Source organism: Actinoplanes sp. ATCC 53533 (assembly GCF_003947245.1).
Genome location: NZ_QHHV01000033.1, coordinates 62,879 through 89,717 on the forward strand (window position 1 = coordinate 62,879; position 26,839 = coordinate 89,717).

Genomic DNA, 26,839 nt, shown 5'->3' on the forward strand with positions numbered 1-26,839 from the left:
GTTCCTTGACGCAGGTCGATGTATTGCGCTGAGATGAACAACGTCAACAGTTGTTAACGGTCACATCACCCGATCCCCCCGGGAGGAACCGTCGTGCACATCCCCAGCAAGGCGCGCTGGCGCCGGTACCTGGCAGCGGCGGTGACCGGCGTGCTGGCCGGCACGGCGCTGACCGGGCTGACCGGCCAGCCCGCCGCCGCCGTCGGTCCCACGCCGCACTACCTGATGACCGCGTTCACCAACTCCAGCGAGTCGAACATGTACGTCTACGACTCCGCGAACGCCACGGACTACAGCCTGATCAGGGCGAACGCCTACACACCGCCGTCCGGGCTGATCCGTGACCCGAGTGTCATCCGGCACACCGACGGCTACTACTACATCGTCTACACCACCAACTGGACCGGGAACACGATCGGATTCGCCCGCAGCACCGACCACGTGACCTGGACGTTCCTGCGCAACGTCACCGTCGGGCTGAACGGCGCGACCGGCAGCACCTGGGCGCCGGAGTGGTTCAAGGACACCGACGGCAGCGTCAACGTCATCTTCTCCGCGTCGAGCACCGGGACGGCCGGGCAGTTCCAGCCGTACAAGATCACCGCGACGAACGGCGACCTGTCCGCGTGGAGCGCGCGCACCGCGATCGGCATTCCGGCCAACCACATCGACACCTTCGTGGTGAAATCCGGCAGCACCTACCACGCGTTCGCGAAGAACGAGACCACCAAGTACATCGAGCACGCCACCGCCGGCTCGCTGACCGGGCCCTGGACCTTCACCGGTACGGGCAACTGGGCGGGCTGGGGCTCCGGGCTGGAGGGCCCGGCGCTGGTGCAGCTGCCGAGCGGATCGTGGCGGCTCTACTTCGACCAGTACGGCGCCGGGCGGTATTACTACGCCGACAGCGGCAACCTCAACACCTGGTCGGCCAAGACCGAGTTGCCCGCGCTGTCCGGCACGGTGCGGCACTTCACCGTGCTCCGCGAGAACGTCGGTGACAGCACCGCGGTCCCCACCGGCAACCGGTCCCTGCGCTCGGTGAACTTCCCCGACCGGTACGTGCGCCACCGCAACAGCCTCGGCTACGTCGAGCCGGTCAGCGCCGGCAGCAGCGTGACCGACCGCCAGGACGCGACCTTCACGATCGGCGCCGGGCTGGCCAACGGCAACTGCTACACGTTCCAGTCGATCAATCCGGCCGGCCGCTATCTGCGCCACTCCAACAACCGCCTGGTCCTGGCGGCGAACGACGGCACGGCGACGTTCCGCAACGACGCCACCTTCTGCGGGCGGGCCGGGCTGTCGGGCAGCGGGATCTCGTTCGAGTCGTACAACTATCCGGGCTTCTACCTGCGGCACTACAACTACGAGATGCGCATCGACCGCAACGACGGCAGCACCGCGCTGAAGGCCGACGCCTCCTACACGGTGACCGCGCCCCTCGGCTAGACGGCCAGGCGGGGGCTAGGCGACTGGGGCTAGGCGATGACGCCCGCGGCGGTGGCGGCGGGGTGGCACGTGGCGAGGCGGGCGCCGACGAAGTCGGGCTCGATCGGCAGTGCCGCCGCGCCGGCCCCCGCGATCGGGCGGGGGCGGCGGGGCTGCACCCGGCCCGAGCTGCCACCGCGGCCCGGGTAGACCATCAGGCCGTGCACCGGGTCGGGCACCGCGTCCAGGGCTGCGCGGACGCCCGGCAACTCGCGGAACACCGAGAAGTGCTCGTCGCTGCGGAACGCGATCTCGAACAGCACGCCCCACGAGTGCCCGTGCCAATGCCACTCGAACGCACCGTGGGTGATCGCCGCCTCGGTCAGGGCGTTTCCGTGCGCGTCCTGCCAGCGCGCCGCCGATCGCGTCGCGCCGTCGAGCACCTCGATCGACCACCAGTGCAGGTCCATGACGCGTCCGATGGTACGCCCGCCGGAGGCCGGACGGACCCGGGATCTCCGGGTTGGCACATGCTGGAGAACCAGGTCAGCAGCGGTCGGCGGCAGTGTCCCTCAGGTGGCCGAGGATGTGGTCGCCGGCGAGGCGCAGGCCAGCCACGGCAGCTGCTACTTCGGGCTCAGCCACTACTTCGGGGTGGGCCCCGGGCGTCCGTCCGCGACGATCGCGGCGATCAGCGCCGGGTCGGCCAGCAGAGCGTGCGCCACCTCGGTCAGCTTGCGACTGGACCGGCGCGCGTGCCCGCGCAGCACGGCGAAGGCCGCGTCGGTGGAGATGGCGTGCGCCTGGGCGATCGCGCCCTTGGCCTGCTCGATGACGATCCGGCTGTTCAGGGCGCCCTGCAACTGCTCGGTGAGGATCTCGCCGCGGCGCACCGCGCGCTCCTGCAGCAGGGCGATCGTGGCCACGTCGGTGAGGGCCTGCACGATCTGCACGTCGGCCGCGTCGAAGTTGCCGCCGACCGTACTGCCGAAGACGTTGAGCGCGCCGATCACCTCCTGGCGCACCCGCATCGGGAACGCGTGCACGGATTGGAAGCCCGCGGCGAGGGCCCGCCGGGTGAACTCGGGCCAGCGGGTGCCCGCCTGGTTCAGGTCCGCGTTCACGACCGGCTGCGCGGAGCGGTACGCGTCGAAGCAGGGCCCCTCGCTGACCTGCGCCTGGAAGACCTCGAGGAGCCGGGCCCGCTCGTCCGAGGCCGCCATGAAGCGCAGGTGGCCACGCTGATCCGCGAGCAGCAGGCCGACCGCGGAGGCGCCGACCAGGTCCGCCGTCCGCACGGTGAGCATGTGCAGGAAGTCGAGCAGGTCGAAGTCGTCCACGAGGGTGTCCGCGACCTCGACGAAGATCTGCGAGAGACGTTCTGCCGATACGGTCGTCATGACTTCCTCCGGTGCCTGGAGCGCTTCATCGAATCCTCACTCATCCCGATCGAACCGCAGCTCTCGCGCCACGATCGCACGGGCGACATCGGTGAGGCGGCGGTCCCGGGCGTACGCGTACGCCCGGATCCGGGCCATCGCCTCCGCGAGCGTGCCGCCGAGCTGGATCATCACCATGCCCTGGGCCTGGAACAGCTCCGTCGTCGCGCCCAGCGGCTCGTCCGCCGGTGATCCGTCGCCGTCGATCGCCCGCCGCTCCTGGCCGTCCAGCAACACCATCACCGCGTCGTCGGCCAGGGTCACGGCCCGGATGAGCTCGGCGCCGGACAGCGAGCCGGCGCGGGTGCGGAACAGGTCGAGCACGCCGAGCTGGGCCGCGCCGACCTGCAGCGGGAAGGCGAAGACGGCGCGGACGCCAGCCCCCAGCACAGCCTCGGCGTAGGCCGGCCACCGGCGGGGACCCTCGGCCGCCAGGTCCGGCACCAGCACCGGGTGGCGGTCGGCCGCGGCGTCCACACACGGGCCCTCGCCGAGGACGAACTGGAGCTCCTCGAGGCGTTCGCTCACCGGATCCGCCGCCGCGAGCAGGCTGAACTGCTTGTCCTTGGCGACCACCGATAGCCCGGCGCCCGAGGCGGGCAGCGTCCGCACCGCGAGGTGACACAGGCGGCGCAACCGATCGACGACCCGGTCACCCGGTCGGGAAAGGTCACCCGGTCGGGAAACCGACGACACCCCGCTCACCACCCGGGCACCGAGCCGGCCGGCACCGGCGAGGGCCGTGCTGGTCCGACGCCGAGCGGGGCATGGCCGCACCTTTCACCGGAGGTGCTGCCGAGGACCGGGGCAGCCGAGCATCGACGGGCTGGCCGACGCCCCGACCGTACCGCATTCCGCCGGTTCGGCCGTACGCCGGACGAGTGGAATCAGACGGGTATGTCCCGCCCTGACCGCCCCCGGCTGCTGGGCGAGCCGCTGCGCAGTCCCCGCCGCGAATCCGCCGCCACGCGGACAGTAGTCGCCTCGTGACCGCCACCGCGGGCTGAGCGGCCCACCGCCCGGACCCGGGTGCGTGACGAAGCCGTCAACCGGCACCCGCCGCACGGCGCGTAGGCTGACAGCGCCCGCCTTCGACGACCTCTCCACCCCCTCGGTGGCCTCAGCACGGCTCGTCAGCGGGCTTCCCGACCGGCATCAGCGGCGTCGACCACGCCCGGCCGGAGGTGTCGCCGGCAGCACAGCTCGGCACGATCGTCCCGATTCGCAGCCCCGGACCCGGCTTCCCGCCGGCACTGCCGGGCGCGTCTCGACGCATCCCCCACGAACCGGAAGGCAGGCCCCGTGGCCACCACGTACGGCTTTCTCAGCACCCACCCGCCGACCCGCTGCGGCCTGGCCACCTTCAACGCGGCCCTGGCCGGCGCCCTCACCGCCGGCGCCGGCACCGGCGGTGTCGTCAGGGTGACCACGGGCGGCGACGAGGGCCCGCCGGGCCCGGGGGTGGCGCACACCTGGCCGGCGCACGACCCCAGCGGCTGGCGCGACGCCGCCGACGCCCTCAACGGCTACGACATCGCGATCATCCAGCACGAGTACGGCATCTACCCCGGCGCCGACGGCGCCGACGTGCTGCGGATGATGCGCCGCCTGCGGGTGCCGAGCATCGTGGTGCTGCACACCGTGCTGAGCCGGCCCACGCCCCGCCAGAAGTCGGTGCTGGAGCAGATCGTCGGGGCCGCGGGCGCGGTCGTCACCATGACCGGGACCGCGCACGACCGGCTCATCGTCGGCTACGACGTCGACCCGGCCAAGGTGTCGGCGATCCCGCACGGCGCCGCCGACCACACCGGCGCCCCGGCGGCCCGCGGCCCGAAGCCACACCTGCTCACCTGGGGACTGCTCGGCCCGGGCAAGGGCATCGAGTGGGCCATCCGGGCACTGCCGCACCTGAGCCGGCTCGGCCCCGTCTACACCGTCGCCGGGCGCACCCACCCGAAGGTGCTCGAACGGCACGGCGAGGCGTACCGGACGGGTCTGCACAAACTCGGCGCCGAGCTCGGCGTGGCGCACGCCGTCGACTACCGGTCGCATTATCTCGACGACGCGGCGCTGGGCGCGCTGATCCGCTCCGCCGACGTGGTGGTGCTGCCGTACGACTCCGTCGAGCAGGTCACCTCCGGGGTCCTGATCGAGGCGGTCGCCGCCGGCGTCCCGGTGGTGGCCACCGCCTTCCCGCACGCCGTGGAACTGCTCACCGACGGGCCGGGGCTGCTCGTGCCCCACCGCAACCCGCGGGCCCTGGCCACCGCCATCCGCAAGGTGCTCACCCAGCCCGCCCTGGTGCGGACCATCGACACCGCCGGCCTGCGCTGGCCGGCCGTCGCCGCCCGGTACGAGGAGCTGGCCGAAGGCCTGGTCGCCGCCGCGGCGCGCACCGCCGCGGCACCGGCGTGACCGCATCCCTGGGCGTGGCGTCCCGGCGCCGGCAGGCGCCACCGCCCAGCTTCGTCCACCTCGCGCGGCTGACCGACGACACCGGCCTGCTGGAGCACGCCCGGCACGCCGTCGCCCGGCGGGCGCACGGCTACTGCACCGACGACGTCGCCCGCGGGCTGGTCGTGGTCAGCCGGGAGCCCGACCCGGCACCGGCGGTGCTGCGGCTGGCCGAGGTGTACCTGAGCTTCCTCACCCACGCGCAGGACGACAGCGGCGCCTTCCACAACCGGCTCTCCTACGACCGGCGCTGGACCGACGAGCCCGGCCTCGGCGACTGGTGGGGGCGGGCGCTGTGGGGCCTGGGCACCGCGGCCGCCCGCAGCTCGGCGCCGTGGATCCGGCAGGAGGCGCTGCTCGCCTTCACCCTGGGTGCCGGGCGCCGCTCGCCGGCGCCGCACGCCATGGCCTTCGCCGGGCTCGGCGCCGCCGAGGTGCTCCGCCGGCACCCGGACCACGCCGGCGCCGCGGCCTTGCTCGCCGACGCCGCGGTGGCCGTCGGCTGGCCCGAGTCCGATCCTCTGTGGTCGTGGCCCCGGCGGAATCTCGCCTACGCCAGCGCCGCGCTGGCCGAGGTCGTCATCCTCGCCGGCGAGGCGCAGCAGGACGTCGCCCTGCGGGCCGCCGGGCTGCGGATGCTGAGCTGGCTGCGCGACCTCCAGCTCGTCGGTGACCGGTTGTCCGTGCTGCCGGCGGCCGGCTGGCAGCACGGCACGCCCCGGCAGCGGTACGACCAGCAGCCGATCGAGGTGGCGGCGCTCGCCGACGCGTGCGCCACCGCCGCGGCGGCGACCGGCGACGTCAGCTGGCACGACGGCATCCGGCAGTCGGTCGGCTGGTTCCTGGGCGACAACGACACCGGCGCGGTCATGTGGGACCACAGCACCGGCGGCGGCTACGACGGGCTGACCCCGCACGGCCCGAACCTCAACCAGGGCGCCGAGTCCACGCTCGCGCTCATCGCCACCCTGCAGCACGGGCGCGGGCCGGCGGGCTTCAGCTCGGCCCGCAGGTGAGCCGCGGTCAGGGTGAGCCGCGGTCAGGCCGTGGCGATCCGGAGACCCTCGTCGGCCCGGCGGTCCTGGGCCTCCCCACGGTCCTGGACCTCCCCACGGTCCTGGACCTCGCGGCGCCCCTGGTCATCGCGGCGCCCTTGGTCGTCCCGGGGTCCCTGGTCGTCCCGGAGTCCCCGGTCGTCGCGGAGCCCCTGGTCGTCGCGGCTCCGCGCACGGGAGCCGGCGCACGGCACGACGCGCACCGCCAGCGTGGCGCCGCCGGCGCAACTGGCGGTCAGCAGGCCCGTGGACTGCCCGGAAAAGTAACCCACGGTCACCGAGCGGTCGGCCACCTCGACCTCGTGCGGCCGCCGGCTCCAGCCGGCCGCGCTTAGCCGTACCCTGACGACCGGGCCGCACAGGTCATCCAGCGCGAGCACCAGGCCGGGCAGTTCGGCCACCGGGTCGGTGGAACGGGGCCACCAGCAGCCGTGCACCACCGGGCCGGGGGTGCGGGAGGATTCGAGCCACAGGCGGGGCGCCGGCACTGATGAACTCGTATCGGTCGAGCGTGCCATCGGACATCCTGTCGTCGAGGAGCGTCGTCGGGCACGGGTCCTGACCAGAGCGGAGATGAGGCAGGGACGAGGTCCACCGAGGCCGGTGAAGGGAACACTGCGAACAGTACGCCCGTACCAGCCGGAAGTAGGCACCCATGATCGCGCGAGCGCCAGCCACGGTGGTGTTCCTGACCGAATACCGAGGTCAGCCGTCCCGGCTGCTGATGCTGCTCCGCCGGGTGGCGGCGGCCGACCAGGCCGCGTTCGGCCGGCTTTACATCGCGCTGGAGCCCGACGTGACCACGATCGTGCACGAGCGGATCGGCGACGACGACCGGGCCGCCGAGGTCGCCGCGGCCACCTTCCTGGAGGCCTGGCAGACGGCGGACCTGCACACCGCGCCGGGCACCGACGTGGCCGGCTGGATCACCGGCATCGCGGCTCGCCGAGCCGGGGAGCAGGACGACCCCCGTACCCGATCGCACCCGTCCGACCAGGGCTACTCCCCCGCGTTGACGCTGGACGCGTTGCTGGACCATCCCAAACCCGCCCGGCGCAGCCCATTCCGCCGGGGCTGACCGCCGCACCCCGACACCGGGTGCCACCGACGCGCGTAGGCTCGCAGGTGCGCCCCGGTCCCCGGCCGACTACCCGTTGTGCCACCGACTGCGAGGCCACCATGCATTCCTCTGACACCGTGCGTTCCCCTGACACCGTGCGTTCCTCTGACACCGTGCGTTCCTTTGACAGCGTGCGTTCCTTTGACAGCGTGCGTTCCTTTGACATCGTCGACGTCCTGATCGAGCAGCACGACCACATGCGGCGCCTGTGCGCGGAGGTCAAGCGCTCCCACGGGCCCGCCCGCCGCCGGCTCTTCGCCGAGCTCAACCGCCTGGTCAACGTGCACGAGCTGGGTGACCGGAGGATCGTGCACCCGGCCGCCCGAAACTCCGGCGCCGCCGGCGACGCGGTCGGCGTGGCGTGCATGACCGAGGAGGGCACCATCGAACGGGCGTTCGCCGCCCTGACCGCGCTCGGCGTCGAGCACGGAAGTTTCGACGCCCGGTTCGCCGCCGCGCACGACGCGCTGCTCGCGCACCACGCGCACGAGGAGCGGGACGAGTTCCCCCTGCTGCGCACCCATGTCGGCACGCAGCGCCGGCACATGATGGTCGGCGAGCTGCACGATCTGCAGGTGATGGCCGGCTGACGGAGCCGCCCGTTCCGGTTCAGCGGCCGGTGAACCGCACCGAGACGATCGATTCGGTGGCGAAGACGGCCGAGATGTCCTCGTAGGCGGCGCGGTGCCCGGATCCGCCGGGTTCCGCGCAGGCCAGCGAGGCGGCGCGCAGCTCGTCGAACGCCCGCGCCGGTACGTCCGGTTCGAGCGTGCACGGCGGGAGGACCGCCCGCGCCCGCCGGTTCGGGCGGTGCCGGCGCCGCCGGGCGCGCACCGCGCCGGCCAGCGCGGCTTCGTCGCCGGCGGTCGCCGGCACCGGCCGGCAGGGCGATCTGGGCCTCGGCGCTGTCGGAGGGCAGCGGCCAGCAGCGGCCCCGGAGGAGCTGCGGAGGGCCACCATGATCCTGGTACGGCAGCACTGCGGCGTCCTGGGCATTGTCAGCGTTCATCACGTTCCCCCTTGGGGACGACGACCTGACCGGCGTTGACATCGCTTCGGTCGGCGTGCGGAAAGTCCGGCGTCAGCCTCCTGCCTGGTCCGGAACATCCCCCTCGGGTACCCCGGATCGGCCGGACCAACCCGTCGAGATGTGCCGATTTCAGTCAGGCGAACCCGGCACCGCGTCGCCGTCGAACCAGTCGCCGGCGTCCCCGAGGCCCCAGTCCGCGAGCACCTCGCGGGTGTGCGCACCGGGCAGCGCGGGCGGCCGGGCCGGTCCGGGCGGAGTCGCGGAGAACCGCGGCGCCGCCGCCGGCTGCACCACGCCGTCGACCCGCGCGAAGGTGCCCCGGCTCGCCAGGTGCGGATGGCCGGCCGCTTCGCCGAGCGACAGCACCGGCGCGACGCACGCCTCGGTGCCGGCGAACACCAGCGCCCACTCCTGCTGGGTCCGGGTCGCGAACGCCGCGGCGATCCGCTCGCGCAGCTCTGGCCAGCGGGCCTGGTCATACTGGTCCGGCAGGTCGTCGCCGGGGGCGAGCAGGCGGATGAACTCGGCGTAGAACCGCGGCTCCAGCGCGCCGACGGCCAGGTGCCGACCGTCGGCGGCGGGGTAGACGTCGTAGAACGGGGCACCGGTGTCGAGCAGGTTCACGCCGCGCTCGTCGCGCCATCGTCCGCTGGCGCTCAGCCCGTACAGCAGGGTCGTGAGATGGGCCGCGCCGTCGACGATGGCCGCGTCGACCACCTGGCCGCGGCCGGTCCGGCCGGCCTCGCGCAGCGCGGCGAGCAGGCCGACCACCAGATAGAGCGAGCCGCCGCCGAAGTCGCCGAGCAGATTGGCGGGCACCTGCGGCGGGCCGCCGGCCCGGCCGATGGCGTGCAGCGCGCCGGTCACCGCCAGGTAGGTGATGTCGTGCCCGGCGCTGGCGGCCAGCGGGCCGTCCTGGCCCCAGCCGGTCATCCGGCCGTAGACCAGGCGCGGGTTGCGGGCCAGCGCCGCCTCCGGACCGATGCCGAGCCGTTCGGCGACCCCGGGCCGGTAGCCCTCGATGACCGCGTCCGCCCGCTCGGCGAGGGCGAGCACCAGCTCCCGGCCGCGGTCCCGCTTGAGATCCACCGCGATCGAGCGCTTGCCGCGATTGAGCAGGTCGAAGCGCGGGTCGACCGCCAGGGGCGAGCGAGGGCCGGTCCGGTCCACCCGCACCACGTCGGCGCCGAGGTCGGCCAGCAGCATCGCGGCGAACGGGCCCGGCCCGATCCCCGCCAGCTCGACCACCTTGAGCCCGTGCAGCGGTCCCCGGTCATCCGGCAGGCTTGCCTCTGGGCCCATAGGATGAACCCTATCGATCCTCGGCGACGGGAGGCAGGCGATCGGGTATCCACCGCAGCCTTGGGATCTGCGCGGCCAGCTGTACCTCTCGATCTTCGCCGTGCCCCGCTCCGAGCTGTCCCCGCTGCCGGAGCCACTCGCGTCCGCGGTCAGGCCGGTGCCGTTCGGGCGCCACGCGCTGGTCGGCGCGGCCTGGGTGCGATACGAGCCCGGCGGCGTGCTGCACTACCGGGAGCTGCTGTCGGCCGTGCTGGTCCACGAGGGCCGGCGGCCGCGGGTCAGCATCACCGAGATCTGGGTGGACAGCGTGGAGTCACGCGACGGCGGCCGGGCGCTGTGGGGCATCCCCAAGGATCTGGCCGAGCTCGAGCTGCGAATCTCGCCGGGCGGCGACCTGGTCGCGGCGGCGAGCACCGGGCCGGAGCCGGGTGACCGGCCCGCCCCGATCGGCTCGGCGTCGTTCCGGCGCGGGCAGCGGCTGCCCGGGCGCTGGCCGACCCCGCTGTCCGTGGCCCAGGCCCTGGGCGGGTCCGTCGTGCGCACCCGGGTGCGCGGCAGCGCCGGGTTGCGGCTGGGCGGCGCCACCTGGCGGGTCGAGGCGGGCGGGCCGCTGGGCTGTCTCGCCGGGCGGCGGCCGCTGCTGAGCGTCACGCTCACCGACTTCCGGCTGCGCTTCGGCGCCCCGGCCCCGACCGCCGCCACCTGGCCCTGAGCCCTGCCCTGGGCCGTGAGCCCGCCCTGCCCATGAGCCAGCCGTGAGCCCGCCCTGCCCATGAGCCAGCCGTGAGCCGTGAGCCGGCCCTGCCCAGAGCCGTGAGCCCTGTCCCGAGCCGACCGGCCGTGGGCAGGTGGGCACCGGATCAGCGGCTGGGCGTGACGATGGTCGGGAAGACCTGCTCTACGATGGTCAGCAGGGTGGTCGCCAGCAGCAGGTGCACCTGTGCGCGGGTCAGGGCGTCGCGGTTGAGCCATTCCTTGGCGGTGGCCGTGGCCAGGCCCACGTACGCCCGGATCATCCCGCGCAGCTCCTCGCGGTGCTCGGTGACGTCGGCCAGCCCGACCGTGATCAGCACGTAGTCCGCCGCGGTGTCCTCCGCCTGCGCCAGCACCCGTTCCATGTCGGCGTCGCGGCCTGTCCCGGCCGCGTTCACCGCGGCCAGCCACGAGCTGCTGTGCCGGGAGACCGCGTCGAGGAACCAGGCCACGCTGGAGTCGACCCGGGTGCGCAGGTCGCCCTCCGGCAGGCTCTGCACCGCGACCTCGGGTATGGTCAGCATCACCCGGATGACCTCGAGATACAGGTCCTTCTTGGTGCCGAAGTAATGGTTGATCAGCCCGCGGGCCACCCCGGCCGCCCGGGCGATGTCGGTGGTCGACACTTCGGCATAGGGGCGCTCGCCGAACAGCCGGACCGCGCAGGCCAGGATCTGCCCGCGCCGGATGTCCGGCTCCAGCCGTCTGCGCCCCGGCACCGCGTCGACAGTCACCGCCCGACCCTATCCGCCGCGGATCATTCCAGCCCGCTGAGCGGCCGACCCGGCTATGCCAACCGGTCTGAGCGACCGACCCGGCCACGCCAACCGACGCTGACCGACCGACCCGGCCACGCCAACCGACGCTGACCGACCGCCGACCTGGCCACGTCAACCGGTGGTTGCCGGTCGCCGGTTCCGGTTTCACCAGGTGAACTCGCGGCCCTGGGCCTTGCCGCCCGGCAGCAGGAAGCGGCCGGTGTACTGCCAGGACTCCTCCACGACGTAGCGGCGCCCGCGCGGGGCTTTCAGGTCCACCGGGCCGCAGGTGTGCTTCGGGGCGAAGTCGGTGAACATCATCGCCTCGCAGGTGTGCGGCCCGGCGGCCACCTCGCCGGTCTTCACGTCGCGCACGGACAGCGAGACGTCTGCCTGCACGCCCGGGCCCGCTTTCATGTGGCCGACCACCCGGATCGCGCCGCCGATGGCGTGGCACGGCTGGGCCAGCACCGGATGGCCGATGTCCCAGTTCAGCTCGTCGCCGCACTGCCACGGCCCGAAGCTGACCTTCGCGCCGCCCCCGCCCGGGCCGACGGACGCCCCGATCGCCCCGGGTCCGGCGGAGACCTCGGCCCGGGGACCGCCGGGCGCCCGGGCCGGCGCGGAACCGGCGGGTGCCGGCAGCCGTCCGCCGGGCGCCGCGCCGGCCGGGGGTGGGGCCGCCACCGTCGGTGCCCCGGCGGCCGACGGCGCGGGCCGGGCGACGGCGCTCTTGCCCGGGCCACCGCCAGCGCCCAGGCCCTGTGTCGGTGCGGCACCGGTGCTCGCCCGGGCGGCGGCGGTGTCCCGCCACTTCCAGACGGTGTAGCCGCCGATGCCCGAGGCCGACAGGACGCCCGCGACCAGCGTGACGATCAGCGCCGAGCGGCCCCAGACCCAGCTGCGGGGACGGTTCAGCGGCCGGCGGCGGGGGACGACGGCCCGGCGCGACGGGGCGACCTCGACGGCCGAGCCCGAGGCAGCCGAGCCCGAGGCAGCCGAGCCCGAGGTGGCCAAGCCCGAGGCAGCCGAGCCCAAGGCAGCCGAGCCCGGGGTGGCCGAGCCCAAGGCAGCCGAGCCCGGGGTGGCCGAGCCCAAGGCAGCCGAGCCCGGGGTGGCCAGGCCCGAGGCAGCCGGGGCCGAGGCAGCCGGGGCCGGGATGGCGGGCTCGGCCGCCTCCAGGGGTGCGGGCAGGGCCGGTTCGCCGGCGCTGCACCGGGCGAGGTCGCGCAGCGTCGCCGCCAGTTCGTCGCCGGGTGGGCGCCGCCGCGGGTCCTTGTCGAGGCAGGACTCGATCACCGACCAGGCCCGGTCGGACAGGCCCGGTGGCCTGCCGACCGGGTCGTCCAGGTGGTGGCGCAGCACCGCGATCGGCTCGCCGGTGTACGGCGGGCGCCCGGTGAGCAGCTCGTAGAGGACCACGCCGACCGCGTACACGTCGGCGGCCGGCCCCGCGTCGCCGCCGCCGATCACCTCCGGGGCCATGTAGTGCGGCGTACCGATGATCGCGTGCGGGGTGGTGAGGCCGGCCGCGTCGACGACGCGGGCGATGCCGAAGTCGGTGAGCCGCACGTCAGCGCGGCCGTCCGCCAGCTGCAGCAGGATGTTGTCCGGCTTGACGTCGCGGTGCACCACCCCGAGCGAGTGCGCCTCGGACAGGGCCGCCGCCACCTGGCCGAGCAGCCGGGCCGCCTCGGCCGGCGCCAGGGTGCCGGCCGACCGGAGCCGGTCGCGCAGGCTGCCGCCCGCCACGAAGTCCATCACCAGCCCCAGCGACTCGCCCGCGCTGAACAGGTCCCGCACGCCGACGATGTGCTCGTGGCGCACCATCATCAGGATGGTGCGCTCCTGCACGAAGCGGGTGACCAGTTTCGGCTGGCGCAGCAGGCCCTCGTGCAGCAGCTTGACGGCGACCTGCTCGCCGGAGGTCCGCTCGATGCCGCGCCAGACGGTGCCGGTGGCACCGTGCCCGACGGGACAGATCAGGATGTACGAGCTGCCGACGCACCGGCCACTGAGGTCGATGGTGGCGGGAACGTCGAGGCCCGCACCGTTCGCGGTGGAGTCTGGCTGCACGTGTCGTGGTGTCCTCTCCCGGGGCCCTCATCGCTGGCGACGACGATCGTCGTGGTCGATCGGCCGGGCGGCAATGGATCGTCGCCCGAAGTGTCGGGAAGAGTCAGGTCTTCGGGCGACCCGTCACCGTTCGTCCGGACATTCGTTTGTTCATCCGCCCGTGGCCCCGCGGCGACTACCGGCCTTCTTCGAGCCGGCGGTCCCGGTCCTCCTGGTAGGTCGCGCCGCTGTCCGACTCGCTCGTCATCGGGCGGGCGCCGCCCTCGGGCGGTCCCGCCGCCGACTGGCCGCCGGCGGCCAGCTGCGGGAACTTGGCGTCGAAGGCCGGGCGCTCCGAGCGGATGCGCGGCATCCGGTCGAAGTTGCGCAGCGGCGGCGGGCTGGAAGTCGCCCACTCCAGCGAGTTGCCCGCGCCCCACGGGTCGTCGACCGTCACCAGCTGGCCGACCTTGTACGACTTCCACACGTTGTAGATGAACGGCAGCGTGGACGCGCCCAGCACGAACGAGCCGATGGTGGAGACGGTGTTGAGCACGGTGAAGCCGTCGGTCGGCAGGTAGTCCACGTATCGCCGGGGCATGCCCTCCGCGCCCAGCCAGTGTTGCACCAGGAACGTGGTGTGGAAGCCCAGGAAGGTCAGCCAGAAGTGGATCTTGCCGAGCCGGTCGTCGAGCATCCGGCCGAACATCTTCGGGAACCAGAAGTAGACGCCCGCGAAAACCGCGAACACGATCGTGCCGAACAGCACGTAGTGGAAATGCGCCACGACGAAATAGCTGTCGTGCACGTGGAAGTCGACCGGCGGGGCGGCCAGCAGCACCCCGGTCAGCCCGCCCAGCAGGAAGGTGACCATGAATCCGATCGCGAACAGCATGGGTGTCTCGAGGCTGACCTGGCCGCGCCACATCGTGCCGATCCAGACGAAGAACTTCATGCCGGTCGGGACCGCGATCGCGAAGCTCAGGAAGCTGAAGAACGGCAGCAGCACCTGGCCGGTGGCGAACATGTGGTGCGCCCACACGCTGAAGGACAGCATGGCGATGAGGAGGGTGGCGCCGACCAGCCCTTTGTAGCCGAAGAGCGGCTTGCGGCTGAAGACCGGGATGACCTCGGTGACGATGCCGAAGAACGGCAGCGCGACCACGTACACCTCGGGGTGGCCGAAGAACCAGAACAGATGCTGCCAGAGCATCGGGCCGCCGGTTTCGACGTCGAAGACGTGCGCGCCGAGCACCCGGTCGGCGGCCAGCGCGAACAGCGTGGCGGCCAGGAACGGGAAGATGGCGATGACCAGGAGGCTGGTGACCAGGATGTTCCAGGTGAAGATCGGCATCCGGAACATCGTCATGCCCGGCGCCCGCAGGGTCAGGATGGTGGTGATCATGTTGACGCCGCCGAGGATGGTGCCCAGCCCGGAGAGGGCGAGCCCGACGATCCACATGTTGCCGCCCACGCCCGGCGAGTGCAGATCGTCGCTGAGCGGGGCGTACGCCGTCCAGCCGAAGTCGGCCGCGCCGCCGGGGGTGAGGAAGCCGATGACGGTGATCGTGCCGCCGAACAGGTACAGCCAGTATGCGAAGGCGTTGAGCCGCGGGAACGCCACATCGGGCGCGCCGATCTGGATCGGCACCACGAAGTTGGCGAAGGCGAACACGATCGGCGTCGCGAAGAGCAGCAGCATGATCGTGCCGTGCATGGTGAACAGCTGGTTGTATTGCTCCGGCGACAGCACCTGCATGCCCGGGCGGGCCAACTCGGCCCGCATGAGCAGCGCCATCACCCCGCCGAGCAGGAAGAACACGAAGGCGGTGACCATATACATGATCCCGATCTGCTTCGCGTCCGTGGTCCGCAGGGTCCGGGCCAGCGCCGAGCCGCGCACCGGGCGCCGGACAGGCCACGGCCGGGCGACGACCGGGCGCGGGGTGACAGCAGTCATGCCCTTCTCCTCCACCGTACGGATTTACGGCCGCCTACCCACCCGCCCGGATTTTACCCGGTTAACGATGCGCGCAACGGGTAGCCGTTCTGTCTGACTGTTGGCAGGAAGTTGCCGTAGATGGAGTCGCCGAGATGTCGTCGGACCGGTTGGATCCCACCGCCGCCCTCGCGGAGCTGGGCCGCATCAGCCTCGCCGAGAACGATCTGCACGGGGTGCTGACCCGGGTCGCGGACCTGGCCCGGCGCACCGTTCCCGGCGCCGAGGAGGTGTCGATGACCCTGGTGCGCGGGGGCGCCGCGGAGACCGCCGCGTACACCGGGCCGTTGGCCCTGATCCTGGACGAGTGGCAGTACCGGCAAGGCGTCGGTCCGTGCCTGGCGGCCGCGGCCGGGCAGGCCACCGTCTCGGCGCCGGATCTCGCCGGCGACCAGCGCTGGCCGGGCTGGACCGAGCGCGCCGTGGAGGCGGGCGTGCGCAGCTCGCTGTCGGTCGGACTGCCCATCGAGGAGCACGTCGACGGCGCCCTCAACCTCTACGGCGTCCGCCACGCGGCCTTCGACCGCGACGCGGTGACGCTGGCCGAGACATTCGCCGGCTACGCGGCGGTCGCCCTGGCCAACGTCAACCTGTACGCCGCCACGGCGAAGCTGGCACGCCAGCTGGAGACGGCGATGGCCAGCCGGGCCGTGATCGAGCAGGCCAAGGGCATCATCATGGGCAGCCGGCGCTGCACCGCCGACGAGGCGTTCGCGATCCTCACCGCCATCTCCCAGAACTCCAACCGCAAGCTGCGCGATGTCGCCGCCGCGCTCGTGGCCGAGGCCAGGAACGGGGGCGACCGATAGTCCGCGACAGATATCCGCGACAGACAATCCGCGACAATGGATGCCACGATAGGGCTGTCGAGGGGAGGAGGCGCAGTGGTGACCCGACACGAGCCACCGGCCCAGTTCCTGCCCCCGGGCGGCAGCGTCCTGACCGACTCCCTGATCGAGCTGGCGGGCACGGCCGACGACGACTCCGCCGTCGTGGCCCTGCTGGCGACGATCGCCCAGCTCTCCGCCGATCTGCTGGACCCGGTGGCCTTCGCCTCGGTGACCAGGCAGCACGAGAGCCGGTACAGCACGGTGGCGATGAGCAGCGCGCTCGCCCTGGCCGTCGACGAGGCCCAGTACGCCGACAACGCGGGGCCCTGCCTCGACACCCTGGACGGCGGCGCCCCCACCAGCGTGCCACGGATCGACGCGACGATCAGCTGGCCCGGCTTCCGGGACACGGCGTACACGCTGGGCCTGCGCTCGTCGCTGTCCGTCCCGCTGCTCGCCGGGCGTGGAGAGCCGGCCGCCTCACTCAACCTCTACGGCCACGACCCGGCCACCATGGCCCCGCTGAGCGCCGCCGTCCTCGCCGCCTACGACGATGCGCCCGGCAATGGGCCCGGTAACAGGCCCGGTGATGCGCCCGGCAGTGCGCCCGAGGGCCGCCCGCCCCGCTCCGAAGAGGATCTCTGCCCCGGAGCGCGGCAGCTGATCGCCGGCCTCGTCGGCGCCTTCGCCGTCCGGGACACGATCCAGCAGGCGATCGGCATGATCATCGTGGCGCGGCAGACGAACGCGTACCTGGCATACGCGCTGCTCCGGTCGCACGCCGCCGCGACGACAGGCTCACTGTTCGACGCGGCCACGACGATCATCGCCGGAGATCACCGGTAACGGCCGCGGTCAACCACGGCCGACAACGGCGGCGGGCGACAGCTGCCAGCGACGACGACGGCGGGCGACGGCCACGGCGACGGCGGGCGACGGCAGGCGACGGGCACGGTGGCCGGCACCACCCCGAGGTATGGGTGGCGTTCGTGCCATGCTGACGAAACCGGCCGGTCCCGCCGGCGTTCCCGCACCCGCCCACCGTCCCGATCGGAGCAGTCTCGCCCATGCCCGACGTCAACGCTGACCTGCTCTTCGTGGGCGGTCCGGTCTTCACGGCCGACACCGTCCCGTCCCGCGCCACCGCCCTGGCCGTGCGCGGCGGCCGGATCCTCGCCGTCGGCGGCCCGGAGGTCGCCGAGCTCGCCGGGCCGCGAACCGAGGTCGTCGACCTGCGCGGGCGGCTGCTGCTGCCCGGCTTCCAGGACGCGCACGTGCACGCGGTGATGGGCGGGGTGGAGCTCGGCCAGTGCGACCTGACCGGCACGACCGACCTCGGCGAATATCTCGCCCGGATCGACGCGTACGCGCGGGCCGACCCCGGCGGCGGCTGGATCGTCGGCGGGGGCTGGTCGATGGAGAGCTTCCCCGGCGGCGTGCCCACCCGGGGGCTGCTCGACGCGGTGGCCGGCGACCGGCCGGTCTATCTGACCAACCGGGACCACCACGGCGCCTGGGTGAACAGCCGGGCGCTCGCCCTCGCGGGCATCACGGCCGACACCCCGGACCCGGTGGACGGCAGGATCGACCGGGAGCCCGGCGGCGCCCCGGGCGGCGGGCTGCAGGAAGGGGCGATGGAGCTGGTCGCGGCGCTGGTGCCGGCGGTGACCCCGGCGGAACGCCTCGCCGGGCTGCTGCGCGCGCAGCGGCTGCTGCACGCCCTGGGCATCACCGCCTGGCAGGACGCGATGCTGTGCGCGACCAACGGCTACGCCGACATCTCCGACGCCTACCGCACCGCGGCCGGCGACGGCTCGCTGATCTCCACCGTGATCGGCGCGCTGTGGTGGGACCGCGACCGGGACGCCGCGCAGATCCCCGAGCTCGTGGCGAAGCGGGCGGCGTTCAGTGTCGGGCGGCTGCGCTGCGGCTCGGTGAAGTTCATGCTCGACGGCGTCGCGGAGAACTTCACCGCGGCGATGACCGCGCCCTACCGCGACGGCCACGGCCACGCCACCGCCAACAGCGGCCTGTCGTTCATCGACCCGGTCGCGCTGCGCGACTATGTCACCGCGCTGGACGCGCTGGAGTTCCAGGCGCACTTCCACGCGCTCGGCGACCGGGCGGTCCGCGAGGGTCTGGACGCGGTCGCCGCCGCCCGGGCGGCCAACGGGCCGCGCGACACCCGGCCGCACCTGGCGCACCTGCAGGTCGTGCACCCCGACGACGTGCCGCGCTTCCGCGAGCTGGGGGCGACCGCGACGATCCAGGCGCTGTGGGCCACGCACGAGCCGCAGATGGACGAGCTCACCCTGCCGTTCCTGGACCCGGTGCTGGCCGGGCGGCAGTACCCGTTCGGCGACCTGCACCGGGCCGGCGCCACCCTGGCCGCGGGCAGCGACTGGCCGGTCAGCAGCCCGGACCCGGTGCGCGGCATCCACGTCGCGGTCAACCGGGGGCTGCCGGGCGGCGGCGCCCCGCCGTTCCTGCCGGCGCAGCGGATCGAGCCGGCCACCGCGCTGCGGGCGTACACCTCGGGCTCGGCCTTCGTGAATCACCTCGACGACACCGGCGTCCTGCGGGCCGGCCACCAGGCCGACCTGGTGGTCCTGGACCGCGACCTGCTCACCTGCCCGCCGGAGACGATCGCCGACGCCCGGGTGGCGCTGACCTACATCCGGGGCGAACGGGTCTACGCCGCCCCGGACGCGTGACGGCCTAGCGTTCGCTCGGCTCGGGCTCGGGCTCGGCGGCCTCCTCGGCCGGCTCCGGCTGGGCCTCGACGGCGTCCTCCACCGGCTGGCGCTGCGCCGGCACGAGTGCCTCGCCCGCGGTGGAGCCGTGCCGGCCGGCCGAGCCGTCCTGGGCCGGCAGCTCGCCGATCACCTGCGGCTGGTCCACCCACAGGGCGCGCAGCTGACCCTGCATGAAGTTCATGAGCCGACCGCGGTATTCGCGGTCGAACTGCTCCAGCGCCTCGATCTGCTCCTGCAGCGCCTCGCGCTTGACGCCGAGGCTGCCGACCACGTCGTCGTAGCGCTGCTGGGCCTGCAGGTTGAGCTGCTCGGCGTTGGCCTTGGCCTCGGCGGCGATCGAGTCGGCCCGCGCCTGCGCGTCGAGCACGATCTTCTCGGCGCTGCGGCGGGCCTCCTCGGCGGCGGCCCGGGCCTCCTGACCGATCTGGTCGGCGCCGGCGCGCGCGTCGTGCAGCACCTTGTCGGCCTCGCGGCGCACGTTGTGCGCGTGGATCTGGGCGTCCCGGGCGATGTTCTCCGCCGCGGCCAGCGCGTCCGTACGGATCTTGTCGGCCTGCTGGTGCGCGGCGCCGACGTGCTCCTCGGCGGTGCGCTGGGCCATGCTGAGCACCTGGAGGGCCTGGTTCGGCAGTCCGGGCACGGGCGTCGGCGCCACCAGCGCGTGCTCGGAGGTCGCGCCGTCGGGCGACGTCCCGAGCATCACCTTGACGCGATCCTTCATCCGGTTGTCAGTCACAGGAGACCTCCGTACGTGCGGCTTCACCGCGGCGGCTTCGAGTCGACGAGGCCCCCGCGGCGGGCGGGAGCGGACATGGTCGACGCGGCTGTCTGCCCCGGCGTACCGGCCGGAACGCTGGCCATGATCGGCGGAATGCTACCAAGCCGACGAGCCCGAACGCGAGGAGCCGAACAGCCCGGCCCGATCGGCCGATCGGGCCGGGCGTGGGCGTGAAATGCCTGTTCAGCGGCCCTCTAGGGGCAATGACCGGTCAGCGACCCGCCAGGGCTTACGGGCAACCCAGCACTTACCGGGGCCCAGCGCTTGCGGCGGCCTAGGGCTTGCGGGCGACGGCACCGAACTCGTCGACCGGGCGCAGGTCGGCCTCGCTCGCCGCCGGATCGGGCCGCCACCGCGCGCACGGGACCAGGCCGGGCTCGACGATCTCGAGCCCGGTCAGATAGGTGGCGATCTGCTCGGGGGTACGCAGGTGGTAGGCGAGCGGGGCGTTGGCGTTCCACACCGCGATCGCCTGCTCGAAGGCCGGCCCGTCGAGCACGTTGGTGCCGTCGGCGGTGACCAGGTAGCTGCCGGAGGGAAACGCGTCCATCAGCCGGCGCACGATCGCCGCCGCCTCGGCGAGGTCGCCGACGTGACCGAGAATGTTCATCAGGATCAGCCCGACCGGCTTGCTCAGATCCAGCGTGGTGCGGCCGGCCAGCGCGAGGATCGCGCCCGGGTCGTGCAGGTCGGCGTCGAGGTATTCGGTCGCGCCCGCGCGGGTGCCGGTCAGCAGGGCACGGGCGTGCGCGAGGACCATCGGGTCGTTGTCGACGTACACGATGCGGGCCTCGGGCGCGGCGGCCTGGGCGACCTGGTGGGTGTTGTCCACCGTCGGCAGGCCGGTGCCGATGTCGAGGAACTGCCGGATGCCGCATTCGGCGGTCAGGAACGTGACGGCCCGGGTCAGGAAGGCGCGTGAGGTGCGCGCTACCACGGTGATGTCCGGGTAGAGCTCGGCGAACTGATCGCCGACCGCCCGGTCTGCCGCGAAGTTGTCCTTGCCGCCGAGCCAGTAGTTCCACACCCGCGCGGAGTGCGGCACGTCCTGGTTGATCCCCGCCGTCCCGGCCGTGCCCTGCTGCTCCATGTCGGACAATCTACCGCTGAGACGCGATCAACTGATCGCCTGTCACCTATGCGGTATCCACCAGGTCACCGGCGGGATGCGGCACCGGCAGGATGCGCAGCACCCACCAGGTCACCGGCACGGTACGACAGCGCTCACCAGGTCACCGGCAGGGTGCGCAGGCCGCGGACCAGCAGGCCGGGCTTCCATTCCAGGGCGTCGGCGTCGACCGCCAGGGCCAGCCCCGGCAGGCGGGCCAGCAGGGTGCCGAGCGCCACCTGCAGCTCCATCCGGGCCAGTTGCGCGCCGATGCAGTGGTGCACGCCGTGCCCGAAGCCGAGGTGCGGGCCGGCGCCCCGGGTGATGTCGAGCCGGTCCGGATCGTCGAAGACCGTGCCGTCGCGGTTGGCCGAGGCCATCGCGGCGATCACCGGTTCGCCGGCGCGGATCCGCACGCCGCCGAGCTCCAGATCCTCGGTGGCATACCGGGCGAACCCGGCGGCCACCCCCAGGGGGACGTACCGCATCAGTTCCTCGACGGCGCCCGGCACCAGCTCGGGCCGCGCGCGCAGCACCGCGAGCTGCTCCGGGTGGGTGAGCAGCACGTACACGAAGTTGGAGATCTGGGTGACCGTGGTCTCGTGGCCGGCGGCGAGCAGGCCGGCCGCGAGGTCCACCATCTCCTGCTCGGTGAGCCGGTCGTTGTCCTCGTCGCGGGCCCGCACCATGGCGCCGATGAGGTCGTCGGTCGGCGTCTCGCGCCGCTGCGCGATCAGCCCCGCCATGTAGGCCCGCAGGCTGTTCAGATACTCCACGATCCGCTCGGGCGGCAGCGACGTGGTCGAGATGATCGACTCCGACCAGGTCCGGAAGAGGTGCTGGTCGGCGGTGGGCACGCCGAGCAGCCGGCAGATCACCCGTACCGGCAGCGGGGTGGAGAAATCCTCGACGAGATCGGCCGGCGGTCCCGCCGCCGCCATGGCGTCGACCAGCTCACCGGCGATCGCGGCCGCGACGGGCCGCAGCTGCTCGACCCGGCGCGCGGTGAAGGCCTTGGCGACCAGGCGGCGCAGGCGGCTGTGGTCGGGCGGGTCCATCGACATGATGCCCCCCTCGGCCGGCTGGGGCGAGGTGCGGGGCTCGTCGCGCCCGACGCTGAGGGCCCGGCTGAACCGCGGGTCGCCGAGCACCACCTTGACGTCCTGGTAGCGGGTGGCGAGCCAGGCCTCCTCGCCGAAGGGCAGCCGTACCCGGGCCACCGGCTCCTGCCGGCGCAGCTGCGCGTAGAGCGGGTCGAGGTCGAGCCGGTCCGGCTCGTGGAAGGGATACGGCCGGGCAGCACCGACCTGCCGGGTGTCAGTCATCGCACGCTCCCACCATCGAGGGCCACCGGGTGGAGGACCATCCGGATCGACCATACGTTTAGCTACATGCCAGACACGGATAGTAGTGCGGCACCTCCCGACACGACACCCTATTCATTGAAGTTCGTCGAAGGATTTGCGATCGCGGCCAGCGCCGCCACGGCCACGCGCGGGCGATTTAGCCGCAAAGATAGCCTTGGTGATGATTGATGCCGTTTAGCATGGATGAACCTGCCGGTAAGCGTGAGGATGCCATGAAGAGTCGCCGCTCAATGACCGTCGTCCTGACGGTCGGAACCGTCCTGATCGGCACGGCGGCAACGGCCGATGCCGCCACCGGCCGGCCGGTCGCCGTCTGGGAGATGAACGAGCGGGCCGGCGCCCGGACCATGGTGGACAGCGGTGGCCGCGGGCTGCACGGCCGGATCGGCCGCGAGGTGGGCACCGACACCTACGTCAGCGGCGCCACCGGCTACCGTTTCGACCGGCTGGAGCCCGACTCCCCGCCGCCCCGCCCGGGACACCTGGTCACCGTGCGCGACGCCGACGCCCTCGACCCGGGAACCCGCGACTACGCGGTGACCATCCGGCTCCGCACCACGCACAAGTTCGGCAACCTCGTCCAGAAGGGACAGGCGACGGTCTCCGGCGGCAACTTCAAGCTGCAGATCCCCGGCGGCATCGTGGAGTGCCTGTTCCGCGGCTCGGTCAGCTCGGTCCTGGTGTCGTCGCCGCGGCGCCTCAACGACGGCCGCTGGCACACCGTCCGCTGCGCCCGCTACCGGGAGGGGATCACGCTGTCCGTGGACGGCACGACGGTGGCGCGCAGCCCCGGCTGGACCGGCCGGATCGCCAACTCGTGGCCGGTGAGCATCGGCGGCAAGACCAGCTGCGACCAGATCGACGTGGGCTGCGACTACTACGCCGGCGACCTGGACTACGTGCAGATCGACTCCGAATGAGCGGTCGACGGGGCCCCGCCGCTACCCACCGACGAACACACTGAACGGGACCACCGGGCTGTCGTGGCGGGTCCAGCCGGCCGGCGGCCGCCGGATCGGGGATCCCGTCGTGTGCGCCGGGTAGGTCGACACGACCACCCGGCCCGCACGATTGACCACCGTCGCCGGGCGGCCGCAGGCGCGCAGCACCGGCAGCAGGACGCGCTCGGCCCGCGCCACGTACACGTCCGAGCCCACCACGCCCGCCAGCGAGGAGTCCGCGCGGTGCACCGGGACGGTGAACGTCAGCGTGTACGCGTCCGTGCAGAGGTAGTCCACGTACGGCCCGGTGATGTGCCGACGGCCCGTGCGGTGCGGGACTGCCCACCACTCCAGCACCGTGTAGTCGCGGAAGCCGTCGCGGGCCGGATCGGACACCACCCGCAGCGGCGTGATCCGCCCGCCCGGGCCGCGGGTCCACCAGGCCAGGTGCCAGGGCGCGTCGGTGAGCAGCGCCGGGTCGGCGATCAGTCCCGAGCCGGCGACCAGGTCGTCCGCGCGGCGCAGCTGGGCGAGCGCCAGCGGCCGGATCGCGGCCAGCTCGGCCAGCCGGGGCCGGCGCCCGGCCGGCAGGGCCGCGGCCACCGCCTCCGCCATCAGCAGCAGCGGCTCGAACACCGTCGCGCACAGGCGTTCCAGCTCGGCGGCGACGCCCTCCGCCGCCGGGGCCGCGCCAGGCCGCGTGACGACCTCGGGCAACGAACTCACCGGGGACTTCCGCCACGGGTGGGAATCAGTCATCCACCACCTCCAGGCGCGCTCGGACCACCGCGTCGATCGCACGCCCGACGTGCTCCGCTGTCAAGGCCCGGGCCCGGTCGCGGTCGCCCGCGGCGATCGCGGCCACGATGCCCGCGTGATCCGATTCGGACCGGGCGCGGCCTTCCGGCGAGCCCATCGACAGCCACAGCAGCGGGCCGAACTCCGCCTGCAGCCGCATCTCCTCACTGGTCATCCGGGCCGACTGGGTGGCCGCCGCGATCTCCAGGTGGAACTGCGCCTCGGCCCGCCGCGAGCCGCCGGGGTCCGTCGCGCGCCGTACCCCGACCTCGCGGAGCCGCTCCAGGTCCTCGCCCGCCGCGCGCTCGGCGGCCAGCGCCGCCGCGGCGCCGGCGATCGCGGTGTAGAAGTCGCCGAAGTCGCGGATGTCGATCAGGGACAGCTCGGCCAGCCGGCCGCGGATCAGCGACGGGTCGGGCTTCTCCGGCGCGCACACGAAGCTGCCGCCGCCGCGCCCCCGCCTGGTGGTCACCAGCCCCAGCTCGCGCAGGCTCTGCAGCGACTCCCGGGCGGTGACCGGCGCGACGCCGAGCGCCTCGGCCAGGTCCACCTCGGAGGGCAGTTGCTCGCCGTCGCCGAGAACGCCGAGCACGATGGCGTCGCGCAGCCGGCGGGTGACCGCCTCGGCCCGGCCGCCCTGGGTCAGCGGAGCGAAGACCGCCCGCCGCGATGGCTGATCCGGCATCGTCCCCCCGCGCTTGTTCGGCAACCGGTGGTACGGCAACCGGTTGTTCGGCAACCCGCAACTTACCGGCCTCGCGCATGTCGGCCTTGTGCTTTGAAGTATGGAGCCATAGGTTTTGCGGCAGCAGCCGGATTCCTCCAGCTACCAGATTCCTCCAGCGACCGGAGGCCTGCGTGGACACTGCCCCGGCGATCGGACTGAGCGGCCTGCGCAAGACCTTCGGCAGCGCCGTCGCTGTCGACGGCATCGACCTCGAGATCGCCGACGGTGAGTTCTTCTCCATGCTCGGGCCGTCCGGGTCGGGCAAGACCACGGTGCTGCGGATGATCGCGGGCTTCGAGCGGCCCACCGCGGGCCGCGTCCTGCTCGGCGGCGCCGACGTCACCGGCGCCGCGCCGTTCCAGCGCGACGTCAGCACGGTGTTCCAGGACTACGCCCTGTTCCCGCACCTGTCGGTGCGCCAGAACGTCGAGTACGGCCTGGCGGTGCGCAGGGTCGGCCGGTCCGAGCGCCGCGAGCTGGCCGAACAGGCGCTGGCCGGGGTGCGGATGGCCGGCTTCGGCGACCGCAAGCCCGGGCAGCTCTCCGGCGGGCAGCGCCAGCGCGTCGCGCTGGCCCGCGCGCTGGTGGTGCGGCCCAAGGTGCTGCTGCTGGACGAGCCGCTGGGCGCGCTCGATCTCAAGCTGCGCCAGCAGATGCAGGTCGAGCTCAAGCAGTTGCAGCGCGACGCCGGCATCACCTTCATCTTCGTCACCCACGATCAGGAGGAGGCGCTGACCATGAGCGACCGGATCGCCGTGTTCGAGCACGGCCGGGTCGCCCAGGTCGGCACCGCCGCCGAGATCTACGAGCGGCCGCAGACCGAATTCGTGGCCGGCTTCGTCGGCACGTCGACCGTCCTGACCGGACCCGCCGCCGTCGCGCTGCTCGGCCGCCCGGGCACGTTCGTCGTGCGCCCGGAACGGGTCCGGCTGGCCCGTACCGGATCGGATCCGGCCGGATCGGGCGCAGTCGGATCGGGCGCAGTCGGATCGGGCGCAGTCGGATCGGGCGCTGTCGGCACCATCGCCGAGGTGGTGTATCTCGGCGCGACCACCCGCTACCTGGTCGATCTCGAGGCCGGGCCGCGGATCACCGCCAGCGAGGCCAACACCGAGGCCGGCGCCGCGACAGCCGCGCAGCGCCGCGGTGAGCGCGTCCTCGTCAGCATCCGGGCCGGCGACGTCGTCGCCCTGGAGAACCCATGAAGGGTCGGGCCATGGAATTCACCAGATCTCTCTTCCGGGGTACGGCGCTGACCGCCGTCATCCTGCTCGCCGCCGGCTGTGGCACCTCCTCCGGGGAGGACTCCCCCGCACCGGGCGCGTCCGGCTTCACCCCGCCGAAGATCGCCCAGCTCGCCCAGCTCGGCGCCGGCGAGGGCGCCGTCGCCATCCTGGCCTGGCCCGGGTACGCCGAGAACGGCGCCAACGACCCGGCGGTGGACTGGGTGACCCCGTTCGAGAAGCAGACCGGCTGCGAGGCCACCGTCAAGACCTTCGGCACCTCCGACGAGGCGGTGACCCTGATGAAGACCGGCGGGTACGACGTGGTGTCCGCCTCCGGCGACGCGTCGCTGCGGCTGATCGCGGCCGGCGACGTGGCACCGGTGAACACCACCCTGATCCCCAACTACGCCGACGTCACCGGCTTCCTCAAGGACAAGGCGTGGAACTCCGTCGGCGGCCAGATGTACGGCGTGCCGCACGGCTGGGGCGCCAACCTGCTGATGTACCGCACGGACAAGGTCAACCCGGCGCCGACCTCCTGGGCCGCGGTGTTCACCGACGCGGCCAAGTACGCCGGCAAGGTCACCGCGTACGACTCGCCCATCTACATCGCCGACGCCGCGCTGTTCCTGATGAACACCAGGCCGGAACTGGGCATCAAGAACCCGTACGCGCTGGACGACAAGCAACTGGCCGCCGCGGTCGAGCTGCTCAAGGCGCAGAAGCCGCACGTCAGCGAGTACTGGTCGGACTACCTCAAGGAGGTGCAGTCCTTCAAGAGCGGCAACTCGGTCATCGGCACCACCTGGCAGGTCATCGTCAACACGGCCACCGCCGAGAAGGCGCCGGTCAAGGCGGTGCTGCCGGCCGAGGGCTCGACCGGCTGGTCCGACACGTGGATGGTCGCCGCGA

26 protein-coding genes are annotated in these 26,839 nt (G+C 73.1%); 12 read left to right on the top strand and 14 right to left on the bottom strand.

Annotation, left to right across the window (positions count from 1 at the left end; genetic code table 11):
* Positions 1-93: 93 nt before the first annotated feature.
* On the top strand, positions 94-1,452 hold the full coding sequence (locus tag DMB66_RS13335; RefSeq protein WP_233624518.1) for a glycoside hydrolase family 43 protein: 1,359 nt from the start codon (positions 94-96) through the stop codon (positions 1,450-1,452).
* A 29-nt stretch (positions 1,453-1,481) separates the two neighbouring features.
* Here the strand turns inward: DMB66_RS13335 and DMB66_RS13340 are convergent, their stop codons facing one another.
* From DMB66_RS13340 to DMB66_RS13350, 3 genes are all read right to left on the bottom strand, one after another.
* Positions 1,482-1,901: a hypothetical protein gene (locus DMB66_RS13340; RefSeq protein ID WP_125804383.1), complete on the bottom strand. Its 420-nt coding sequence runs from the start codon at positions 1,899-1,901 to the stop codon at positions 1,482-1,484.
* Positions 1,902-2,075: 174 nt separating this feature from the next.
* Positions 2,076-2,831, bottom strand: coding sequence for a GAF and ANTAR domain-containing protein (locus tag DMB66_RS13345; protein ID WP_125804384.1), 756 nt, complete (start codon positions 2,829-2,831; stop codon positions 2,076-2,078).
* Between the two features lie 36 nt (positions 2,832-2,867).
* Entirely contained in the window at positions 2,868-3,647 is a 780-nt protein-coding gene (locus DMB66_RS13350; protein WP_370318367.1) for a GAF and ANTAR domain-containing protein, read from the bottom strand.
* A gap of 525 nt (positions 3,648-4,172) precedes the next feature.
* Here DMB66_RS13350 and DMB66_RS13355 point away from each other — a divergent pair.
* Together DMB66_RS13355 and DMB66_RS13360 are read left to right on the top strand one after the other, a co-directional pair.
* Positions 4,173-5,285 (top strand): glycosyltransferase, encoded by a 1,113-nt coding sequence (locus DMB66_RS13355; RefSeq protein ID WP_125804386.1) that lies wholly within the window; start codon positions 4,173-4,175, stop codon positions 5,283-5,285.
* On the top strand, positions 5,282-6,340 hold the full coding sequence (locus DMB66_RS13360) for a glycosyltransferase (protein ID WP_125804387.1): 1,059 nt from the start codon (positions 5,282-5,284) through the stop codon (positions 6,338-6,340). The genes DMB66_RS13355 and DMB66_RS13360 overlap by 4 nt, the downstream gene beginning before the upstream one ends.
* A 23-nt stretch (positions 6,341-6,363) precedes the next feature.
* Here DMB66_RS13360 and DMB66_RS13365 read toward each other — a convergent pair whose 3' ends face one another.
* The gene (locus tag DMB66_RS13365; RefSeq protein WP_125804388.1) at positions 6,364-6,897 is read right to left on the bottom strand and encodes a DUF5994 family protein; all 534 of its coding nucleotides are present in this window, start codon (positions 6,895-6,897) and stop codon (positions 6,364-6,366) included.
* Positions 6,898-7,034: 137 nt separating this feature from the next.
* On the opposite strand from DMB66_RS13365, the gene DMB66_RS13370 reads away from it, so the two are divergent.
* On the top strand, positions 7,035-7,457 hold the full coding sequence (locus DMB66_RS13370) for an RNA polymerase sigma factor (protein ID WP_125804389.1): 423 nt from the start codon (positions 7,035-7,037) through the stop codon (positions 7,455-7,457).
* Between the two features lie 191 nt (positions 7,458-7,648).
* Complete coding sequence (locus DMB66_RS13375; RefSeq protein ID WP_125804390.1) at positions 7,649-8,089, top strand: hemerythrin domain-containing protein; 441 nt, start codon at positions 7,649-7,651, stop codon at positions 8,087-8,089.
* Positions 8,090-8,108: 19 nt separating this feature from the next.
* On the opposite strand, the gene DMB66_RS13380 is transcribed toward DMB66_RS13375, so the two are convergent.
* Together DMB66_RS13380 and DMB66_RS13385 are read right to left on the bottom strand one after the other, a co-directional pair.
* Positions 8,109-8,375: a hypothetical protein gene (locus DMB66_RS13380; RefSeq protein ID WP_125804391.1), complete on the bottom strand. Its 267-nt coding sequence runs from the start codon at positions 8,373-8,375 to the stop codon at positions 8,109-8,111.
* 283 nt (positions 8,376-8,658) lie between these two features.
* Complete coding sequence (locus DMB66_RS13385; RefSeq protein ID WP_125804392.1) at positions 8,659-9,831, bottom strand: CaiB/BaiF CoA-transferase family protein; 1,173 nt, start codon at positions 9,829-9,831, stop codon at positions 8,659-8,661.
* Between the two features lie 100 nt (positions 9,832-9,931).
* Here DMB66_RS13385 and DMB66_RS13390 point away from each other — a divergent pair, with 100 nt between their 5' ends.
* Complete coding sequence (locus DMB66_RS13390; protein WP_233624520.1) at positions 9,932-10,543, top strand: acetoacetate decarboxylase family protein; 612 nt, start codon at positions 9,932-9,934, stop codon at positions 10,541-10,543.
* A 148-nt stretch (positions 10,544-10,691) separates the two neighbouring features.
* Here DMB66_RS13390 and DMB66_RS13395 read toward each other — a convergent pair whose 3' ends face one another.
* The 3 genes from DMB66_RS13395 to ctaD form a co-directional block, all read right to left on the bottom strand.
* Positions 10,692-11,318, bottom strand: coding sequence for a TetR/AcrR family transcriptional regulator (locus tag DMB66_RS13395; protein WP_125804394.1), 627 nt, complete (start codon positions 11,316-11,318; stop codon positions 10,692-10,694).
* A 189-nt stretch (positions 11,319-11,507) separates the two neighbouring features.
* A complete protein-coding gene (locus tag DMB66_RS65545; RefSeq protein ID WP_125804395.1) occupies positions 11,508-13,418 on the bottom strand; it encodes a serine/threonine-protein kinase in 1,911 nt (636 codons plus the stop codon).
* A gap of 175 nt (positions 13,419-13,593) precedes the next feature.
* Entirely contained in the window at positions 13,594-15,357 is a 1,764-nt protein-coding gene (ctaD, locus tag DMB66_RS13405; protein ID WP_125804396.1) for a cytochrome c oxidase subunit I, read from the bottom strand.
* 134 nt (positions 15,358-15,491) lie between these two features.
* On the opposite strand from ctaD, the gene DMB66_RS13410 reads away from it, so the two are divergent.
* The 3 genes from DMB66_RS13410 (at position 15,492) to DMB66_RS13420 (ending at position 18,940) form a co-directional block, all read left to right on the top strand.
* On the top strand, positions 15,492-16,205 hold the full coding sequence (locus DMB66_RS13410) for a GAF and ANTAR domain-containing protein (protein ID WP_125804397.1): 714 nt from the start codon (positions 15,492-15,494) through the stop codon (positions 16,203-16,205).
* Between the two features lie 78 nt (positions 16,206-16,283).
* Positions 16,284-17,072, top strand: a complete 789-nt coding sequence (locus DMB66_RS13415; RefSeq protein ID WP_125804398.1) for an ANTAR domain-containing protein — start codon at positions 16,284-16,286, stop codon at positions 17,070-17,072.
* A gap of 221 nt (positions 17,073-17,293) precedes the next feature.
* Positions 17,294-18,940 carry an amidohydrolase gene (locus tag DMB66_RS13420; protein ID WP_125804399.1) on the top strand — a complete coding sequence of 549 codons (1,647 nt, stop codon included), beginning with the start codon at positions 17,294-17,296 and terminating at the stop codon, positions 18,938-18,940.
* A gap of 4 nt (positions 18,941-18,944) precedes the next feature.
* On the opposite strand, the gene DMB66_RS13425 is transcribed toward DMB66_RS13420, so the two are convergent.
* From DMB66_RS13425 to DMB66_RS13435, 3 genes are all read right to left on the bottom strand, one after another.
* Positions 18,945-19,718 carry a hypothetical protein gene (locus tag DMB66_RS13425; protein WP_233624521.1) on the bottom strand — a complete coding sequence of 258 codons (774 nt, stop codon included), beginning with the start codon at positions 19,716-19,718 and terminating at the stop codon, positions 18,945-18,947.
* Between the two features lie 316 nt (positions 19,719-20,034).
* Positions 20,035-20,859: an SAM-dependent methyltransferase gene (locus DMB66_RS13430; protein ID WP_370318368.1), complete on the bottom strand. Its 825-nt coding sequence runs from the start codon at positions 20,857-20,859 to the stop codon at positions 20,035-20,037.
* A gap of 125 nt (positions 20,860-20,984) precedes the next feature.
* Complete coding sequence (locus DMB66_RS13435; protein WP_125804401.1) at positions 20,985-22,193, bottom strand: cytochrome P450; 1,209 nt, start codon at positions 22,191-22,193, stop codon at positions 20,985-20,987.
* A 272-nt stretch (positions 22,194-22,465) separates the two neighbouring features.
* Here DMB66_RS13435 and DMB66_RS13440 point away from each other — a divergent pair, with 272 nt between their 5' ends.
* Positions 22,466-23,155: a laminin G domain-containing protein gene (locus DMB66_RS13440; RefSeq protein ID WP_233624522.1), complete on the top strand. Its 690-nt coding sequence runs from the start codon at positions 22,466-22,468 to the stop codon at positions 23,153-23,155.
* Between the two features lie 21 nt (positions 23,156-23,176).
* Here the strand turns inward: DMB66_RS13440 and DMB66_RS13445 are convergent, their stop codons facing one another.
* On the bottom strand, positions 23,177-23,935 hold the full coding sequence (locus tag DMB66_RS13445; RefSeq protein ID WP_125804403.1) for a cache domain-containing protein: 759 nt from the start codon (positions 23,933-23,935) through the stop codon (positions 23,177-23,179).
* Positions 23,928-24,659 carry a FadR/GntR family transcriptional regulator gene (locus tag DMB66_RS13450; protein ID WP_125804404.1) on the bottom strand — a complete coding sequence of 244 codons (732 nt, stop codon included), beginning with the start codon at positions 24,657-24,659 and terminating at the stop codon, positions 23,928-23,930. Before DMB66_RS13450 ends, DMB66_RS13445 begins: the two co-directional genes overlap by 8 nt.
* A 173-nt stretch (positions 24,660-24,832) precedes the next feature.
* On the opposite strand from DMB66_RS13450, the gene DMB66_RS13455 reads away from it, so the two are divergent.
* Positions 24,833-25,906, top strand: coding sequence for an ABC transporter ATP-binding protein (locus DMB66_RS13455; protein ID WP_233624523.1), 1,074 nt, complete (start codon positions 24,833-24,835; stop codon positions 25,904-25,906).
* An 11-nt stretch (positions 25,907-25,917) separates the two neighbouring features.
* Positions 25,918-26,839, top strand: a 922-nt coding sequence (locus tag DMB66_RS13460) for an extracellular solute-binding protein (RefSeq protein WP_125804406.1), incomplete at its 3' end; no start/stop codon positions are given.